The sequence below is a fragment of the Pseudoalteromonas shioyasakiensis genome (genome assembly GCF_001550135.1).
GTDB classification, from domain to species: domain Bacteria; phylum Pseudomonadota; class Gammaproteobacteria; order Enterobacterales; family Alteromonadaceae; genus Pseudoalteromonas; species Pseudoalteromonas shioyasakiensis.
This window is the reverse complement of sequence record NZ_LRUE01000020.1, coordinates 284-18,656: the sequence shown is the minus strand read 5'-3', so window position 1 is coordinate 18,656 and position 18,373 is coordinate 284. Positions and strand designations below refer to the sequence as shown.

The 18,373-nt window shown below is 41.0% G+C and carries 14 protein-coding genes; 6 read left to right on the top strand and 8 right to left on the bottom strand.

Annotated elements, in window-relative coordinates:
• Window positions 1–68 precede the first annotated feature (68 nt).
• The 3 genes from fre to PASHI_RS15335 form a co-directional block, all read right to left on the bottom strand.
• Window positions 69–782 carry an NAD(P)H-flavin reductase gene (fre, locus tag PASHI_RS15345; RefSeq protein WP_062566233.1) on the bottom strand — a complete coding sequence of 238 codons (714 nt, stop codon included), beginning with the start codon at window positions 780–782 and terminating at the stop codon, window positions 69–71.
• A gap of 87 nt (window positions 783–869) precedes the next feature.
• Entirely contained in the window at window positions 870–2,336 is a 1,467-nt protein-coding gene (gene ubiD, locus PASHI_RS15340; RefSeq protein WP_062566232.1) for a 4-hydroxy-3-polyprenylbenzoate decarboxylase, read from the bottom strand.
• Between the two features lie 85 nt (window positions 2,337–2,421).
• Complete coding sequence (locus PASHI_RS15335) at window positions 2,422–2,709, bottom strand: MliC family protein (protein ID WP_062566231.1); 288 nt, start codon at window positions 2,707–2,709, stop codon at window positions 2,422–2,424.
• 113 nt (window positions 2,710–2,822) lie between these two features.
• Between PASHI_RS15335 and PASHI_RS15330 the strand changes: the two genes are divergently transcribed.
• A complete protein-coding gene (locus PASHI_RS15330; RefSeq protein ID WP_062566280.1) occupies window positions 2,823–3,728 on the top strand; it encodes a DUF808 domain-containing protein in 906 nt (301 codons plus the stop codon).
• Window positions 3,729–3,838: 110 nt separating this feature from the next.
• On the top strand, window positions 3,839–5,797 hold the full coding sequence (locus PASHI_RS15325) for an alpha/beta hydrolase family protein (RefSeq protein WP_062566230.1): 1,959 nt from the start codon (window positions 3,839–3,841) through the stop codon (window positions 5,795–5,797).
• A 278-nt stretch (window positions 5,798–6,075) separates the two neighbouring features.
• Here PASHI_RS15325 and PASHI_RS15320 read toward each other — a convergent pair whose 3' ends face one another.
• A complete protein-coding gene (locus tag PASHI_RS15320; RefSeq protein ID WP_062566229.1) occupies window positions 6,076–7,032 on the bottom strand; it encodes a tetratricopeptide repeat protein in 957 nt (318 codons plus the stop codon).
• 187 nt (window positions 7,033–7,219) lie between these two features.
• On the opposite strand from PASHI_RS15320, the gene dbpA reads away from it, so the two are divergent.
• Window positions 7,220–8,608: an ATP-dependent RNA helicase DbpA gene (gene dbpA / locus PASHI_RS15315; RefSeq protein WP_055199234.1), complete on the top strand. Its 1,389-nt coding sequence runs from the start codon at window positions 7,220–7,222 to the stop codon at window positions 8,606–8,608.
• A 9-nt stretch (window positions 8,609–8,617) separates the two neighbouring features.
• Here dbpA and PASHI_RS15310 read toward each other — a convergent pair whose 3' ends face one another.
• Complete coding sequence (locus PASHI_RS15310; protein WP_062566228.1) at window positions 8,618–9,199, bottom strand: DNA-J related domain-containing protein; 582 nt, start codon at window positions 9,197–9,199, stop codon at window positions 8,618–8,620.
• A 158-nt stretch (window positions 9,200–9,357) separates the two neighbouring features.
• On the opposite strand from PASHI_RS15310, the gene PASHI_RS15305 reads away from it, so the two are divergent.
• Complete coding sequence (locus PASHI_RS15305; RefSeq protein WP_082710957.1) at window positions 9,358–12,192, top strand: tetratricopeptide repeat protein; 2,835 nt, start codon at window positions 9,358–9,360, stop codon at window positions 12,190–12,192.
• Here the strand turns inward: PASHI_RS15305 and PASHI_RS15300 are convergent.
• The 3 genes from PASHI_RS15300 to trxA all read right to left on the bottom strand — a co-directional run bounded on the left by PASHI_RS15300 (window position 12,165) and on the right by trxA (window position 15,345).
• Window positions 12,165–13,415 carry a methyl-accepting chemotaxis protein gene (locus PASHI_RS15300; RefSeq protein WP_062566227.1) on the bottom strand — a complete coding sequence of 417 codons (1,251 nt, stop codon included), beginning with the start codon at window positions 13,413–13,415 and terminating at the stop codon, window positions 12,165–12,167. The two genes, PASHI_RS15305 and PASHI_RS15300, sit on opposite strands and share 28 nt — an antisense overlap.
• A 164-nt stretch (window positions 13,416–13,579) precedes the next feature.
• Window positions 13,580–14,839 (bottom strand): transcription termination factor Rho, encoded by a 1,260-nt coding sequence (gene rho, locus PASHI_RS15295; protein WP_062566226.1) that lies wholly within the window; start codon window positions 14,837–14,839, stop codon window positions 13,580–13,582.
• 179 nt (window positions 14,840–15,018) lie between these two features.
• Window positions 15,019–15,345 carry a thioredoxin TrxA gene (gene trxA, locus PASHI_RS15290; RefSeq protein ID WP_054554679.1) on the bottom strand — a complete coding sequence of 109 codons (327 nt, stop codon included), beginning with the start codon at window positions 15,343–15,345 and terminating at the stop codon, window positions 15,019–15,021.
• Between the two features lie 90 nt (window positions 15,346–15,435).
• Here trxA and rhlB point away from each other — a divergent pair, with 90 nt between their 5' ends.
• Together rhlB and gppA are read left to right on the top strand one after the other, a co-directional pair.
• Entirely contained in the window at window positions 15,436–16,710 is a 1,275-nt protein-coding gene (gene rhlB / locus PASHI_RS15285) for an ATP-dependent RNA helicase RhlB (RefSeq protein ID WP_054554680.1), read from the top strand.
• 48 nt (window positions 16,711–16,758) lie between these two features.
• The gene (gppA, locus tag PASHI_RS15280) at window positions 16,759–18,252 is read left to right on the top strand and encodes a guanosine-5'-triphosphate,3'-diphosphate diphosphatase (RefSeq protein ID WP_062566225.1); all 1,494 of its coding nucleotides are present in this window, start codon (window positions 16,759–16,761) and stop codon (window positions 18,250–18,252) included.
• The last annotated feature ends 121 nt before the right edge of the window (window positions 18,253–18,373 follow it).

The following is an 18,373-nucleotide window of genomic DNA, read 5'->3' as shown; positions in this document are numbered from 1 at the left end:
AGGCGATAGGTAAAACAAATAAAAAAGGCATCCAATTGGATGCCTTAAAAATAACCGGTATGAGCTAGTTATTTAATGAATGCAAATGCATCGGCGTACATGTTCTCACGTACCGCACCATGATTAATAAAATCATCGCGAACCACGCCAATCATGTCGAAGCGGCCTGCCATGTATATATCGTATGGTTCTAAAGACACGATATCTTCCATAACAGCCTTGTGGACGTAACCGGTTTTGCCATTCCAGCTTTGCGGCGCATTTTCAACTACTGGAATGTATTGGAAATGTGGGTTGCTGTTTGCCCATGCTTGCATTTCATCATGAGCATAAAGTGCAGCTTGCTCACGTACACCCCAGTAAAATAATACAGGACGCTCACAGCCGATTTCAGCAAGGTGATCAGCCATTGATTTAGCATAAGAAAAACCTGTACCGCCAGCAAGTAGAATAATAGGGCGCTCACCCTCAACTCGCAGCTGTGATACACCTAAGCCTACTTCAACATTAACTTGCTGTTGCTCTGTATGAGCTTGACGTAAATGGTCAAGCGCTTGCATTGCATACGAATCAGCACCCGCGGCACCAATATGTAGTTCAATCTGTTCAGTTTGCGACGGGCGGCTTGCAATAGAAAAGGCACGCTTATCTTTTTCGCCTAATACAAGTTGCATATATTGGCCTGCCTCGAATGACACAGGTTGCTGTGGTTTCAAAATGACCTTATGTACATGGTCTGTAAGCGGGCTGATCGCAACAACGTCAGCGAGTAGTGTTTGCATAGTTTACCTTTATAAGCACAGAAGCAAATTCGGTTATGAATCGCACTCATAACCGTTAAATTTTGAGCAGTTTAACATAGACACAGCCTAGAGAATATCTAAGCTGCCCCATAATTCATCAACACGTTCTTTGATTTTTGGATCCATAACAATGGGTTCACCCCATTCACGATCTGTTTCGCCTGGCCATTTATTGGTTGCATCCATGCCCATTTTTGAGCCAAGGCCAGAAACTGGTGATGCAAAATCTAAATAATCAATTGGCGTGTTTTCGATCATCGTCGTATCGCGAGCAGGGTCCATACGCGTGGTAATTGCCCAGATCACGTCGTTCCAATCGCGTGCGTTTACATCATCATCGCAAACAATTACGAACTTGGTATACATGAATTGACGTAAGAAAGACCACACCCCCATCATCACGCGTTTGGCATGACCTGGATATTGTTTTTTCATCGTGACCACAGCCATACGATAAGAACAGCCTTCAGGTGGTAGGTAAAAATCTACAATTTCAGGGAATTGCTTTTGCAGAATTGGCACGAACACTTCGTTCAAAGCAACCCCGAGTACTGCTGGCTCATCTGGTGGACGGCCTGTGTAAGTGCTGTGATAAATTGGGTTTTCACGATGTGTAATGTGAGTGACCGTCATCACCGGGAACTCGTCTACTTCGTTATAGTAACCTGTGTGATCGCCATAAGGGCCTTCTGGTGCTGTTTCACCCGGCATAATATAACCTTCAAGTACGAACTCTGCGGTAGCAGGCACTTGTAGGTCATTTGAAACCGATTTAACAACTTCAGTCTTACTACCGCGTAGTAAACCAGCAAATGCATATTCGCTTAGGGTGTCTGGTACTGGTGTTACAGCGCCTAGGATAGTCGCAGGATCGGCACCTAATGCGACAGACACAGGGTAAGGTTCGCCTGGGTGCTCTTTACACCATTCACGAAAATCTAATGCGCCACCGCGGTGCGATAGCCAACGCATAATAATTTTGTTTTTACCCAATAGCTGCTGACGGTAAATGCCTAAGTTTTGGCGCTTTTTATAAGGCCCTTTAGTAACCGTTAGACCCCATGTGATCAAGGGAGCAGCATCACCCGGCCAGCAATGTTGAATAGGCAGCTTAGTTAAGTCAACATCATCGCCTTCAAGAATAACTTGCTGACAAGGCGCTTTTTTTACTTCTTTAGCTGGCATATTCAGTACTTGTTTGAATACTGGGATTTGCCCTAGTGCCTCTTTAATGCCTTTCGGTGGCTCAGGCTCTTTTAGAAAAGCTAATAACTTACCAACTTCGCGCAGTTCACTAACATCATCTTGCCCCATGCCCATTGCAACACGCTTAGGCGTACCAAAAAGGTTGGCAAGAACGGGAATAGTGTGGCCTTTAGGGTTTTCGAATAACAGAGCTGGGCCTTCGGCACGTAAAGTACGGTCGGCAATTTCGGTCATTTCAAGGTAAGGATCAATTTCTTGTTTGATCCGTTTTAATTCACCTTTTTGTTCTAATAACTCGATAAATTCGCGAAGATCTTTGTATTTCATTATAGCCGCTTAAACGCTGAATAAACTGTCGCTATTATACTCAAAACCACTGATTAAGCTAATTTAGCGAGCAAAGCTTTTGCTATTACTGAGTTAAGCTACATTGGTACTTTTTACCTTTTAAAATCAGCATGGCTTCATCGCCTTTAGACCAAAACAGCACATTATCGGCACTGTATTTAACCCCTGAGCCGCTTACTTGGCGATTGAGTAAAAATTCAGAGTCCTTAAATGTCAGTCTTGCTTCCTCATCACTGTATTCAACAATACTGGCGCTAAGGGTTTCATCGCACAGATAATTGCTTGGTGCACTTTGCTCAGCACACGCGCACAAGGTAACTAAAGCGAGCCCTGAGAGAAGTGGTTTAATCATAGAAACACCTCTATTTTTGAATGAGCTATAAGCCTAACAAAGAAAAATTAACCGTTGGTGAAAATGGCAGGATAAGTTATGTTGATAGTGTATTTAATGGGCAAGGAACCACCATGGCAGGCACTAATTTACTAACCTTACTTGATGATATTACAACACTTTTAGACGATATTGCGACGATGAGTAAAGTCGCAACAAAAAAAACAGCAGGGGTGTTAGGTGATGACCTAGCTCTTAATGCTCAGCAAGTCACAGGGGTAACTGCCGATAGAGAGTTGCCTGTAGTTTGGGCTGTGGCAAAAGGCTCGTTTATTAACAAAGCCATCTTAGTGCCCGCAGCGTTATTGATTAGTGTTTGGTTGCCTTGGTTAATTACTCCGCTGTTAATGGTTGGCGGGCTGTTTTTGTGCTTTGAAGGTGCAGAGAAAATTATCGAAAAGCTGTTTGGTCATGCTCAACAAGAAGATGAAACACTGGCTGAACAACAAGACTTACAAGAATACGAAAAGCAAAAAGTGAAAGGGGCGATCCGCACTGATTTTATCCTTTCTGCAGAAATTATCGTGATAACGCTAGGCACGGTTGCTGGCGCAACACTGGTGAATCAAGCTTTAGTGCTTAGTGTAATAGCAATTATTATGACCATTGGCGTGTATGGGTTAGTTGCAGGCATTGTTAAACTAGATGATGCTGGTTTGTATTTACTGCAAAAAGCGCAGCAAAGTGGCGGTAAGTTTAAAGAGCTAGTAGGTAAGTTTTTACTTGCTGCAGCACCTAAGTTAATGCGCTTTTTAGCCTTTGCAGGAACGGTTGCTATGTTTTTAGTTGGCGGAGGCATATTGGTACATGGGATCCCCGTTTTACATCACGCCCAGCAAGGTAGCACTGAGTTTGTTACGGATTTAGTTGGTAAAACGGGTGAGCTGGCTACGCCGATTATATTTGATGGTTTATTAGGCGTTGTTGCCGGGGTTATCGTTGTGTTAGTGGTTGAACTTTGGCACAAAATTCGTCGCTAAATAGCATCCATTATTGGGTTGTTTTGTTAAATTTTTGTAGCAAATATAGGGTCTTTGCTTTATTATTGCTCAGCTAAAAATAACAATTAAATCGTTAAATGGAGTTAATCATGTCTCGATATCTCACTTTTGTGCTGGGACTAGCGTTATTTACGCTATCATTTACCAGCTTCGCTAAACCTGCAAAATTATCAGTAGAAGACTTTAGTAAAGGTAATGACTTTAGTCGTGTAACTATCTCCCCTGATGGCAACTACGTCGCAGCTATAAAAAAACACGAAGGTAAAAATTCACTCATCATTGTTGATACAACCAAGTTTGCAGTAACCCATGCGGTTGCTTTTCCGGGTAATGCACAGGTTGGCGAATACCATTGGGTTAACAATGAACGAGTTATTCTTGAAAAAGAGTATTTAAAAGGTTGGCAAGATACCCCTATTTATTATGGTGAGTTATTTGCCGTGAACGTCGATGGTAGCCGTGGCGCATACGTAATTGGTTATCATGGTGAACAGCAAACTGGTACTCGGTTAAAAAAACAAACACCAGTTCAAGGAACGTCATACCTTTTAGATCCCTTACTTCATGATGATAAAAAAGTTTTGGTTGTCACATACCCGTGGACTGCAACCAATGAACCAACTACCGTTGTATATGAAGTCGATGTTTATCGCGGCCTTCGTACTTTAATTACTCGTTCACCAGCACCTATGGGTGAATTTCTAACGGACCATGATGGTAACGTTCGTATCGCTGTATCAAGTGACGATTACCTCAATGCGACACTTCATGTACGAGAGCCCGAAGGCGGTTTTTGGAAAGAGCTCGATCTAAAAGGTATTAATTACACCGATATTTCATTAAAGGCATTTGATAAATCTGGCGAGTCTGTATATGCCACTGCATCAAAGGGTGGAGAAGCTGAGAGCCTTATTAAGATTAACCTAAAAACCAAAGAAGTAACGAAAATCTTCCAAGATAAGCATGTTTCACCGTCACATATTTGGGTTGATGAAATCTCTAAAGAGTTATTTGCCATAGAAACCCAGGCTGATTACCCAAGCTATGCGTTTGTTGATAGCAATTCGCCTAAATCACAGCGTCTTAAAGATTTATTGGGCGCACTGCCAGGCAGTCAAGTACAGCTAGTCAGCAGTACAGAAGATGATTCAAAAAATATTATTTTCGCATCGAGCGATATAAACCCTGGGCAATATTATCTATATGACGCAAATACCAATAAATTACGAGCGCTATTCTCTGCGCGTGGCTGGATAAACCAAAATGATATGGCGCAAACCACACCACTGCGTTTTAAAAGCCGCGATGGTTTAACAATTCTTGCTTATTTAACTGTGCCAAATGGCAAAGCTGAGAAAAACTTACCTTTGGTTGTTATGCCACATGGTGGTCCAATTGCACGTGATTACTGGGGCTATGATCCAGAAGTACAAATGTTAGCCAATAAAGGTATGGCGGTATTAAAGGTTAACTTTCGAGGCTCGGACGGGTTTGGTATGAACTTCCAAGAAGCAGGCTATCGCCAGTGGGGACAAAATATTCAACACGACATTATTGATGGTGTGAAACTATTAATTAATGACGGCACAGTTGATAAAGATAATATTTGTATTATGGGAGCCAGCTTCGGTGGTTACTCTGCACTACAAAGCGCGATTATCGAGCCGGATATGTTCAAATGTGCAATAGGCCTGATGGGGGTTTACGACTTGCCTCTTATGTATGAAGAAGGTGATACGCAAGCCCGAAGCTATGGTGTTAATTACCTTAAAACAGTGATTGGTACTGATGAAGCCGAGTTAAAAGCATTCTCGCCTGCTTATAATGTCGATAAGCTAAAAGCACCTGTTCTTATTGTGCATGGTGGTGAAGACGAGCGTGCGCCAATTGAGCAAGCAGAATCATTAGAAGCAGCGTTGAAAAAAGCTAAGCACCCATATGAAATCACTATTCTAGATGATGAAGGCCACGGTTTTTATAAAGAAGAGCACCGTACTCTTTACTATAAAAAAGTATTGGCTTTCTTAGATGAACATTTAAAGCTTTAAAAGAAAAGTGCCGGCGAGCAAGCTCGCCGGCAAGGATTTAGCACGGGAACGTAAGCGTGCTAGTGTGCAAGGTCTTCCTTCAAGTTATACAAACTCAAAAGATGATTCTTTCATCAGGCTGCGTAATCTCAAAAGCAGAGCAGGGAGAGTAACTCGGCTTTAAAAGAGTATAAATACTACGCCACTACAAAGATGTTATAACATAACAAATTCAAAGTAAATAGTGAGAACCATATAATTAGGCTGGTTTCGTATGTGTGATATTTATGGGTAATAGATTATTGAGTATTCAATTTACTACAATCGTAACTCAAGCATAGCTCTGCGAGCTCAATCTTTGCTTTAGGATTCCCTTGTAAGGTAGCTTTGTTGAGCCAGTAAGCTGCTTTTTCGTTATTCACTTCTGTCCCTTGACCATCACGATACATCTGACCCAAGTTTAATTGCCCCCATGCATAACCATCTTCCGCAGACAGCGTAAAACTTTTCAACGCTTCCTCGTATAGGCCATCTTTGAAGTAAGTAATCCCTTCCTGATTATGTTTATCGAGCTTAACGCCCGTATATAAAGGCTTAGGTCTAGGCGGGTGCATAACAAAACCACCAAATAAACTATAAAGCTCAGGTCGCATAATTTTATAAATGCTGCCTTCATCATAAAGCTGCTTTATTTGTGACTTACTGAAAGTCAGGGTTTTACTAGAAAAGTAATCATCTTGAACTAGCATGCTGGTACGCATCGCAATCTCGATGTCTTTATTGTACTTGTAAGTGTAGTTAGCAACTCTAAAAGTCATGTTCTTGTCATCAAATTCAACGAGCTGAGCTACTTTTAAGTTGTTAATACGTTTTGGTTTGCCAGTAAACTTATCTGAATAGACAAAATAGGTATCAAATAACTTTGGCTCGTTTAAGTAATTTTGCTCATTTTCAGTTTGTTCATTCGCACCGATTAATGCATTTATTAATAGGTAAACGATAATGAATAGACCAATAAAGTATTTTATAAACGACGCTAACTCTAAGGCGGGCAATGAATACCAAGGTGCAGGAGTAACATAGCCACAGTCATCACATTGTCTTTGATAATTAATAGAAAGTGGCATGATGGGCAAAATAGTAAAGCGCAAAACTTTACTGTGATTGCTTAAAGAATAATGTTCACTATGACAGTGAGGGCACGTTTTTTGTTTTTTATAGAAAACATCAGCTGCAGCAGTATTAAATAGAAGCATAGTTTCTTCCTGAAGGTTGCTATCAATAAACTAGAACAAATGCAGAGAGTTAGAAAGCAGCAAACTGTAAGCAAATATGAATTAAATATGCTGAACAGTGTTTTCGTTTAGAGAAACAGCACATTCTCTGCTATGATCCACAGCATCTTCGAGGATGTCCCTCAATTATCAAGTTTGGAATATTACTGTGACTGCTACTGCTTTTTCATCTTTGGCTTTGCCGCGAGAGTTAACCGATAACTTATCAACTTTAGGTTATACGCAAATGACGCCAGTGCAAGCGCAAAGTTTGCCAGTGATCTTGCAAGGCAAAGATATTATTGCCCAAGCCAAAACGGGGTCGGGTAAAACGGCTGCATTTAGTTTAGGTGTGCTGGCTAAGTTAAATGTGAAACGCTTTCGTATTCAGTCTCTCATTTTATGTCCAACCCGAGAGTTAGCAGAGCAAGTAGCTGAAGAAGTTCGTAAGCTTGCCCGTGGTATTCATAACATTAAAGTTTTAACTTTGTGTGGTGGTGTCTCTATTGGTCCACAAATTGGCTCATTAGAACATGGCGCACATATCATCGTTGGTACTCCTGGTCGTGTTGATGACCATATTCGCAAAGGCACATTGCGTTTAGATGATGTTGAGACCCTAGTGTTAGACGAAGCTGATCAAATGTTAGATATGGGCTTCCAAGATACCCTTGATGCTATTGTTGAGTGCATTCCTAACCAACGCCAAACATTATTGTTTAGTGCGACTTATCCAAAATCAATTGCTGCGATAGCTGAGCGAGTGCTTAGCAACCCAGAAATGATTAAGGTAGAAGAAGAGCAAACAAAAAGCACAATCAAGCAATACTTTTACAAGCTAGATAATAATAAACAGCGCTTTAATACATTGAAGCTGTTGTTATTGAAGTTCCAACCAGAAAGCTGTGTGGTTTTTTGTAACACCAAGGTTGAAACACAACAGATTTGTGATGATCTTTATGCTGAAGGGTTTAGTGCTGTTGCTTTACATGGTGATTTAGACCAACGTGAACGTGAGCGTACTTTAATCCGCTTTGCTAATAAAAGCGCCTGTATTCTTGTTGCAACGGATGTTGCCGCACGCGGCTTAGATATCAACGACATGGACATGGTAGTGAACTACCATCTAGCGCATGACCCTCAAACCCATGTACACCGTGTTGGCCGTACTGGTCGAGCAGGTAAAAAGGGTATTGCATGTTCTATTTATGGTGAAGCTGAGCAATTTAAAGTGGCACAAATTGGCGACCACTACGAGCGCGACTTTGACCCTGAACCAATTCCGCCATTTAGCTTGCTAGAAAAACCCGCTTATAAGCCAACCATGGCAACCATTATGATTGATGCTGGCAAGAAGCAAAAAATTCGTGCCGGTGATATTTTAGGAGCATTAACTGGTAAAGAGGGAATTGCCGGTCATCAGGTAGGTAAAATTAACGTACTTGATAATGTGGCCTTTATTGCTGTGGAGCGAGCTGCTGCAAAACCTGCATTACGTAAATTGACTGAAGGTAATATTAAAAAGCGCAAGATCCGTGCGCGACGTTTGAGCAGATAAATTGTTGAGTTATGAGCAGCTTGCTTTAAGTTGCTCATATTCGAGTTGTATTTTCTTAAACTCAATTGCACAGCCTTGGCGGTCTGGGTGGTGCTTTAGCGCCAGTTGTCGCCAACGCTTTTGTAACTGTTTTTCCGAAAAATCAGTAGGTAGCTGCCACGCCTGTTGTAATTCTAATAGCTGCTGCTGAGGTAATGAGTGAATGCCCTTGTTTGGGCTAAATGACGAAAAACGCTGCCAAAAATCAGTTAACAACGCATCTATTTCATCGCTCGTTGTATCAAAGTTTTGCCAATCTAAATAGTAATCCCGTAGTGGATCATGACTTTCTAATGCGTTACCCGTTTGCTTACTAACAAGTTCAATGTGAAGTGACGCAATCTGTAGATGTTGCTCAGGTGCAAGTTGTGCTTGTAGTTGATAAAGACCATTCATAACTAAAAAGTTGCGTTTAAACAGATCTTTTTGTGGGTCATTGTCTAATTGCTCTATTTTTCCTGATTCACTAAGTGCGCTGGCAAGCGTATGAACCTTCCAAATAGGCTGTTCCAAAAGAAGGTAAAAAATCTCATCAATCAGTGGGTTAACCATTGTTCGCAAGCCTATCTTTAGTGTAATCTACAGTGGTATACGCTATCACAGCTGCTTTTTTGAAACTACGCTAATGTTTTTAGATACTAGGGAATGCATTTAGCCGAGCTTAAATAACTTCATTTTCAGGCTAAGTTGATTTTAAGGGATTTCGCCATATGTTCACATCACTGCGTGTAAGCTTGCTCACTGCTTTATTGTTCAGCTGTAGTTTGTTTGGTTCGCAGTCTAGCTTTGCATCCACTTCGCTACTTGAGCAATTTAGTCAATCCGAGCAATGGCAAGAAAAGCAACAGCTTGCCAAAAAGCTGCTTAATCAAAGTACGACAAATCAAGAACTAAGCCTCGATATATACATGCAGCTTGCCGACTTTGCTTTAGATAAAGGTAATTTCTCTGCGGCGGTAAAAAACTACCAATTGGCAGAGCAAGCAACTAGTTTTACAGCAACGCCAAATCGCTACTTTCGTAGCCTAAAAATGCAAGGCGTCACTTATTATTATCAAGGCTTGATGCAACAAGCGGTGCTTGCTTATAGCAAGGCATTAAGTGTTGCAGAAAAACTACCAGAGCCAATTGCCGAAGCAAACCTACTCAGTAATATTGGCCTTGCTTACTTTGACATGTTCAATATGGATCAAGCACTTAAATATTACAAAGAAGCGAAAGAAATATATGAAGAGTATGGTAGCGAGCAAGATAAAGCCGATATTTTACACAATATAGCGGGTATTTATATTCGTTTGTCGAGCTATGATATTGCGCTTGATATGTATAGAGAAACGCTAGAGATTTTCCAAAAATTAGGTGATGAAGATGGCGTCGCTCAGTCGTATGGCAATATGGGAGTGGCTTACTCAGAGCTTGGCCAGTATCAACTTTCTTTACACTACTATCAGCGTGCCTTGCGCTACTACCAAGAAACGAATAACGCTTACTTTCTCTCTTCACGCCACACTAATATCGCTAATGTGTATCTTCGCACCGGTGATTTAGAGCTTGCCTTAAGTCATGCAGAAAAAGCAGTTGAGTTTGCAAAAAAAATTGATAATAAAACATTAGAGCTGGCTGGCTTATTGTCACAAGCAAAAATCGAGTTATTACAAGGAAAGCTCACTGAAGCTGAGGCCACTCTGACTACCTCAGTTTTTATGGCTAAACAATATAAAGATGATTTGAGAGTACAAGACGGCGCCGGAATGATGGCCCTAATTAAGTCAGGTAAGGGTGACTATGCAGCAGCCGTTGCTAGTTTTGATGAGTTTGTTCGCGCTTTCAAAAGCGAGCAAAGCCTAAAATTATTAAAGTCTATGGGTGAGCTGCAAAGCCAAATCCAAGCAAGTCAGCTTAATCAAGAAATTGTTGAATTAAAGCAGCTACAGAATGTGCAAGAGCTCGAAATGTCTAAACAACGTCAGTTGGGCATTATGCTATTTATCTTGTTTGTGATGATAGTGGTGACGGGTATTACTATTTATCGCCGTAATATTGAAAAAGGGGCAAAAGAGCAACTTTCGTTAATGGTTGCTAAACGCACCAAAGAGCTTGAAGAAACCGCAGATCAACTACGCAGCGCTAATGAAATTAAAAGTCAGTTTTTAGCAAATATTAGCCATGAAATTCGTACACCTTTAACTGCAATCCTAGGCCAAACCGATAATCTTATGAATGGTTATTATAAACCAGAGCAGTTAAACGATGAGCTGGCTGTTATTCAAAAACAAAGCGATCACTTAAAAGAGCTGATTAATGACGTACTTGATATCAGTAAAATCGAAGCTAACAAGCTAGAGTTAAGCCTAAAGGAAGGTGATTTAGTTCGATTACTTACTGATGTTCATTCTATGCTTAGTGGTCAAGCTAAAGATAAAGGGCTTAACTTTTCATTTCATAATGAGCTTGGCGAACAGTTTTACAGTCAGCTCGACTTTACCCGCATTAAACAGATTCTTATCAACCTATGTGCCAATGCAATTAAGTTCACTAATCAAGGTGAAGTAGAGTTAAAAGTCTATAAAGTTGAGCAAGGCGTATGGTTTCGTGTAACTGACACCGGTATTGGTATGAACGCTGAGCAGCTTAAGCAAATCTTTGAATGTTTTAGACAAGGCGACAATAGCATCAGCCGTCGCTTTGGGGGCACCGGGCTTGGTTTAAGCCTATCGCAACAGCTTGCGATGATGATGGGCGGCTATATCAGTGTTGAAAGTGAGCTAAATAAAGGCAGCATATTTTCGTTTTACTTGCCGTGTAAAGAGCATACACCAAGCACGGAAACAGTTGAGCTTGCAAAGTATGTCCAGCCAGCAACAAAAGGCTTGTCTGGAAAAGTGCTACTTGCTGAAGATCATCCCGATAACCGCCGTTTAATTTCTCGTTATTTAGAGTCAATGGGCCTTGAGGTTATTGCGGTAGAAAATGGTGAGCAAGCTGTAGAGCATTGTCTAAAGGAATTCCCTGATGTGGTGCTGCTCGATATTCAAATGCCAGTGTTAGATGGCTTAAATGCACTCAAGCTACTACAAGAGTGTGGCTTTACCCAGCCTGTATATGCATTAACTGCCAATGCAATTAGCCACGAAATCGACAGTTACCTTGAAGCTGGTTTTACAGGTTACCTTGCTAAACCGATTGATAAAAAAGTGTTTTACACGCAACTTGCTAAGCATTGCAAAAAAGACAGTGCCACAACTAAGTCCCAGCATGATATGAGTGACTTAGTGGCAAGCTTTATCAATAGCTTTGAGCATGAAAGCGCATTAATACAACAGCACCTTGCAGCTTATGAATTGTTTAATTTACAGCAGGATGCTCACCGTATAGGTGGCGCGGCTAAAATGTTTGAGTTAGATGACGTTGCGATGAGTGCCATGGCACTTGAGTCGGCGTTAAAGCAAGATAAACTGACTGATTTAACAAGCTTAGTTGCTCAACTACTTGAGCAACTACATAATGCTTCGGTTGATCAAAACAGTTCAATATCACCGTCTTGAATTTTTTCAATTTCTTGATTGGTATCGAAGCGTGAGCGATCGATGCGCTGTTCGTGATCGGTTTCTGGTGGTGTAATATGAAACATCGAAAGCTTATCGTCTAAGGTATGGGCAAGGCGAACCAAGTCTTTACTCGATACAGCTTGTATTTGTGAACTTGAAAGTGCATCGGAATTGAGCTCAACCATTGCATCAATACTGGTTTGTGCTTCATCTGACATTTGGCTTTGCATCGCCACCTGCTCATGAACACTCTCAGAAAACGCATTAATTTCTAGCATCGCTTGTTCAATTTTATTGGTTTCTTTAGTTGATGCCTCAGATAGCTCAACCGTGCGCTCGGTTTCTTTCAGTGCGGTTTGCATTAATTGATATGCTTGCTCTGTACTGTGCTGAATTTTAGCTACCATCTCACGCACTTCTTGTGTTGATTTACTGGTGCGGGCAGCCAGGTTTCTTACTTCATCAGCGACTACCGCAAAGCCACGCCCTTGCTCGCCAGCACGCGCAGCTTCAATAGCAGCATTTAGCGCAAGTAAATTAGTTTGTTCGGCAATACTATTGATAACATCAATAACTGAGCCAATCGCATCACTATCTTGCTTAAGTAAAATAATCTGCTCACTCGTCAGGTTAATATTATCGGCAAGCTTGATAAGACTCGCCTGGCTTTTATCTGTGTCTAAACGGGTTTGTTGTACTGATTTGGTGGCATCAGATACTGAATTAAAAATTTGTTCTAAACTTCTATCTAGCTCTTTCGATACTTCAATGGTGCGGGTAATGGTATCTGCTAAATCAATACCATGAGCATCTTGTATGGTGGCTTTTTGAGTCATCGATGCATAGGTATCACGAAGTGCGTCAGCCATAGGTAATAAGCGGGCAGATGACGAGTATATTTCGCCAAGCATGTGCTCAACCATCGTCAGGCTTGCATTGAGGGCATGACAAGCTTGTGGTAATTGACGATCATTTTCGTCAAAACGGAAAGTGAAATCGATGCCCTTTTCAGAAGTAATCTGCTTAACAAAGTAGCTTAAATGATCTTGTTGCTTTTTATCCGTTGTATAAACAAAAGCAATCAAAGCTAGCCATGGAATGATTACAACAAGTGTAAGCACAGCCATAGCAGTAGTAGAAATATCAAATACAGTAAAACTAGCAATACAACTAAGTAAGCTTACTAAGAATAGAGCTACAGCTACTTTAATGCGAGTCATTGAGGGGAGTCCTTACCTTTTAATCCTATAATGTATAGAACAAATTTCTATTTATTACCAATAAACTTATTCTGTAAAAGTATAACTTTTAAGGTGTTATGTCCTTAGTTTTACGCAAAAAAAATGCCTGTATTAAACAGGCATTTTTTAAAAACTAGTAATAGTTACTGACGTTTCATTGAGTCAAAGAATTCATCATTGGTTTTGCTCATTGAAAGCTTATCAATTAAGAATTCCATGGCATCAATTTCTGACATCTCATGAACGATCTTACGTAAGATCCACATCTTCTGAAGTTCATCAGGTTTAGTGAGTAACTCTTCGCGACGCGTACCTGAGCGGTTAAAATCAATCGCTGGGAATACACGCTTTTCAGCAATCTTACGATTTAAGTGTAATTCCATGTTACCAGTACCTTTGAACTCTTCGTAGATAACTTCGTCCATCTTCGAACCAGTATCGATAAGAGCCGTTGCGATAATTGTTAAGCTACCGCCTTCTTCTACGTTACGAGCTGCACCAAAGAAACGCTTAGGTTTATGTAATGCGTTTGCATCAACACCACCGGTTAATACCTTACCTGATGATGGGATTACGGTATTGTAGGCACGGGCAAGACGTGTGATTGAATCAAGTAAGATAACCACGTCTTTTTTGTGCTCAACTAGGCGCTTCGCTTTTTCAATTACCATTTCAGCAACTTGAACGTGACGGCTTGCCGGCTCATCAAACGTTGATGCAATTACTTCACCTTTAACAAGGCGCTGCATTTCTGTAACTTCTTCTGGACGTTCGTCGATTAGAAGAACCATAAGCTCACAATCAGGCTGGTTATAGCTGATTGATTGCGCAATGTTTTGCAGTAGCATCGTTTTACCCGCTTTTGGCGGAGCAACGATAAGCGCACGCTGGCCTTTACCAATTGGTGAAGCTAAATCAAGTACACGTGCTGTGATGTCTTCAGTACTACCGTTACCACGCTCCATACGTAAACGTTCGTTTGCGTGTAGTGGGGTAAGGTTTTCAAATAGGATTTTTGTGCGAGAATTTTCAGGTTTGTCGAAGTTTACTTCATTTACTTTTAATAGTGCGAAGTAACGTTCACCGTCTTTAGGTGGACGAATAAGGCCTGAAATTGAGTCACCAGTACGCATGCTGAATCGACGGATTTGACTCGGTGATACATAAATATCATCTGGACCGGCTAAGTAAGATGCTTCTGATGATCTTAAGAAACCAAAACCATCTTGTAAGATCTCTAGTACACCGCCGCCATAGATGTTTTCACCGCTTTTAGCGTGCGCTTTAAGGATGGCGAAAATAATGTCTTGTTTTCTTAAACGGGCTACGTTTTCGAGCCCCATGGACTCAGCTAAGTTTACAAGCTCTTTGATAGACTTGTCTTTTAATTCGCGTAAATGCATATTGGTGGGTTCTTTATTACAATTGTCATACTCAAAATCATCGTTTGATACATGAGTGAGGTTTGTTGGTATAACTAAGGATTAGTTGGCTTTATAAACTAGCAGGTCACTAGCAAGGCGTCCAGTCTTTAAACAAAATAAAGCTAAAAAAAGGGCAAAAAGCCCTTTTTATATTTTCATTAGATGTTGTTTTCTAAAAACTCTACTAATTGAGTTTTAGAAAGTGCCCCAACTTTAGTTGCTGCAACTTGACCATCTTTGAAAAGAAGTAATGTAGGGATACCACGGATACCAAACTTTGGTGGTGTGCCTGCATTTTGGTCGATGTTAAGTTTACCAACGGTAACTCGGCCATCAAACTCGCCAGCTACTTCGTCAAGAATAGGGGCGATCATTTTACAAGGTCCGCACCATTCAGCCCAAAAATCAACAAGTACAGGTTTGTCTGATTGTAGTACGTCAGCTTCAAAGCTATCGTCAGTTAATTGAATAATTTTCTCGCTCATTGCGATCTCCGATTAGTTAGGCGAAATATTTAATGCGTATTTAAACACTCTTGTTTCTTATTGCAAGTTTAAACGTTATGCTTAAACGCTATGACTAAGACACATTTGACCGATAAAAAGTTTTCAGACTTTGCTATCGCACCGGAAGTGGTTGCCGGTTTAACCGAAAATGGGTTTGAATATTGCACACCCATTCAAGCTAAATGCCTACCTTTTATTTGTGAAGGCCGCGATATTGCGGGCCAAGCGCAAACAGGTACGGGCAAAACGTTGGCGTTTTTAACTGCCACGTGCCATCGGTTATTACAATCTAGCAAAGCATCTAGTAAACATCCAAGAGCCCTGATCATGGCCCCAACAAGGGAGCTGGCGATTCAGATACACAAAGATGCAAAAATTTTAGCGCCACACTGTAATCTTAACTTAGGATTAGTATATGGTGGCGAAGATTACGAAAAACAACGTGCACAACTAGAAAAAGGCGTTGATATTTTAATTGGTACTACTGGACGCCTAATCGATTTATATAAACAGGGCTGTTATACCCTCAATGAAATCGAGGTTGTAGTACTTGATGAAGCAGATCGTATGTTCGATTTAGGCTTTATAAAAGATATTCGTTATATGTTTAGACGTATGCCAGAAACCTCTGAGCGACTAAACCTATTATTTTCTGCGACCTTGTCATATCGTGTGCAGGAATTAGCGTTTGAACATATGACTAACCCAGAGCACGTACAAGTTGAACCTGATGTAAAAACAGGTAAGCGTATTCAAGAAGAGCTATTCCATCCATCACAAGATGACAAAATTAAGTTACTGTTAACTTTAATTGAAGAAGAATGGCCAGATAAAGCGATTGTGTTTGCAAATACGAAACACAGTTGTGAAAATGTTTATGCATGGATGAAAGCCGATGGTCACCGAGTTGGATTATTAACCGGTGATGTAAACCAGAAAAAGCGTCAATCAATTTTGGCTCAATTTACCAAAGGCGATTTAGACTTTTTAGTAGCAACAGACGTTGCAGCTCGTGGTTTACATATCCCAGAAGTAAGTCATGTATTTAATTTTGATTTGCCAGATGATTGTGAAGACTATGTACACCGTATTGGTCGTACCGGACGTGCTGGTGCATCAGGACACGCTATTAGCTTTGCCTGTGAACAGTATGCCTATAATCTCCACGAAATTGAGCAATATATAGAACACAGCATTCCATTATCACATTATGATAAAAGTGCATTGCTTGATGATTTAACTAAGCCTACTATTCAGAAAAAGCGGAACTATTCTACAGGCCCACGTAATCGTAATAACAACGGACGTCGACCAAATAATAGTTACCAGAAATCACGGTCGTAATAAACGACCGTTGTTGAAGACTTAGTAGTAACTAGAGGTTTTTGAACGGTGGGGCAACTTCAACCGCAAAAAAATGTGTATGCAGTAATCGACTTAGGATCAAATAGCTTTCATATGCTGATCGCTAAATCGATTGCTGGCGGTCTACAAACGATCGGTCGAGTCAAACGTAAAGTAAGGCTTGCTGCAGGGCTTGATGAAAACAACGTCCTTAGCACTGAAGCCATGCAACGAGGTTGGGAATGCCTAGCCTTGTTTGCTGAACGTCTGCAAGACATACCACAGAAAAACATCACAATTGTTGCGACCGCAACTTTACGTCTTGCTAGCAATGCTGATGTATTCAAGCATAAAGCTGAACAGATCCTTGGTCATAAAATCAATGTTATCAGCGGTGAGCTAGAAGCTAAGACAATCTATAAAGGCGTGGCGCACACCTCAGCTTGCAGCGGTAAACAACTGGTTATCGATATTGGCGGAGCCAGTACCGAAGTTGTTATCGGTCAGGGCTTTGATGCACTTCATTATAAAAGCCTGCATATGGGCTGTGTTACCTTCCTAGAACGCTACTTCAAAGATCAAAAGCTCAGTAACGAAAACTTTGCTGCTGCAATTAAAGCGGCAAGTGAAGTGGTTGCAGAAATTGTCGATGAATACCAAGCAACCGGATGGCAAATTGCGAGCGGTGCGTCAGGCACAGTGCAAGCGATTCAAGAGATAATGGTTGCACAAAACCAAGATGAGCTTTTAACGCTTGATAAACTTATCGCTATTAAAGAGCAATCAGTGCAATTTGAAACGATTGCTGATCTTGAGCTTCCAGGCTTGAGTGAAGAGCGTCGTCTAGTGTTTGTTTCTGGCCTCGCTATATTGATCGCCTTGTTTGAATCTCTAGATATAAAACAAATGGGTCTTGCTCGCGGTGCATTGCGTGAAGGTGTTTTATATAGCATGGTGCCAGAGCTTCATAACCACGACATCCGCAAGCGTACAGTTGATGGTTTAATGAATCGCTATCATGTAGATCAAAAACAGGCTTGTCGGGTTGCGCAACTTGCAGAGCAGTTGGCAAAAAGCGTGATGGGGCAATGGCAATCAATCGATGAAAATGCAATTGCATTGCTAAGAACAGTAGCAAAATTGCACGAGATTGGCTTACTAATAGAGTACAAGCTTTATCATAAGCACACAGCTTACATTATAGAAAACACTGATATGCCAGGTTTCTCGCAATCTGAGCATAAACTAATTACCGCTGTTGCTTGTGAGCATCGCGCTGATCTTGTTAAAAACAGTTTTGCTCACTTGGGCTGTCATCAAGTACTCGCTGAATGCTTAACAAGGGTAGTGCGGATCGCTGTGATCTTATCAATGCGTCGCCAAGATGATGTACTACCAGCGATTGATCTCAGTGTTAATGAAAACACCCTCACACTGACATTTGATGGTGATTGGTTAAAATATCACCCATTAATGGCCAGTGAACTGCAACTAGAGTCCAAGCTACAAGCAAAAGTAGGTTGGAAGCTCATAGTAAAATAACGTTAAAAGGCCCTTTAGGGCCTTTTTTAGTGCTATTTTTACCCGTTTCGTTCGTAATTTGCGCGAACAGTCATTTTTTTCATAAAAACTTCAAAAAACAGTTGATCTCAATTCGGATCTC

What these genes read in the sequence shown, in the direction of transcription:
- rhlB (WP_054554680.1), top strand. Translation starts at nt 15,436, where the DNA reads ATGACTAAGACACATTTGACCGATAAAAAGTTTTCAGACTTTGCTATC.
- rho (WP_062566226.1), bottom strand. Translation starts at nt 14,839, where the DNA reads ATGCATTTACGCGAATTAAAAGACAAGTCTATCAAAGAGCTTGTAAAC.
- PASHI_RS15300 (WP_062566227.1), bottom strand. Translation starts at nt 13,415, where the DNA reads ATGACTCGCATTAAAGTAGCTGTAGCTCTATTCTTAGTAAGCTTACTT.
- ubiD (WP_062566232.1), bottom strand. Translation starts at nt 2,336, where the DNA reads ATGAAATACAAAGATCTTCGCGAATTTATCGAGTTATTAGAACAAAAA.
- PASHI_RS15305 (WP_082710957.1), top strand. Translation starts at nt 9,358, where the DNA reads ATGTTCACATCACTGCGTGTAAGCTTGCTCACTGCTTTATTGTTCAGC.
- PASHI_RS15330 (WP_062566280.1), top strand. Translation starts at nt 2,823, where the DNA reads ATGGCAGGCACTAATTTACTAACCTTACTTGATGATATTACAACACTT.
- PASHI_RS15310 (WP_062566228.1), bottom strand. Translation starts at nt 9,199, where the DNA reads ATGGTTAACCCACTGATTGATGAGATTTTTTACCTTCTTTTGGAACAG.
- PASHI_RS15320 (WP_062566229.1), bottom strand. Translation starts at nt 7,032, where the DNA reads ATGCTTCTATTTAATACTGCTGCAGCTGATGTTTTCTATAAAAAACAA.
- trxA (WP_054554679.1), bottom strand. Translation starts at nt 15,345, where the DNA reads ATGAGCGAGAAAATTATTCAATTAACTGACGATAGCTTTGAAGCTGAC.
- fre (WP_062566233.1), bottom strand. Translation starts at nt 782, where the DNA reads ATGCAAACACTACTCGCTGACGTTGTTGCGATCAGCCCGCTTACAGAC.
- PASHI_RS15335 (WP_062566231.1), bottom strand. Translation starts at nt 2,709, where the DNA reads ATGATTAAACCACTTCTCTCAGGGCTCGCTTTAGTTACCTTGTGCGCG.
- PASHI_RS15325 (WP_062566230.1), top strand. Translation starts at nt 3,839, where the DNA reads ATGTCTCGATATCTCACTTTTGTGCTGGGACTAGCGTTATTTACGCTA.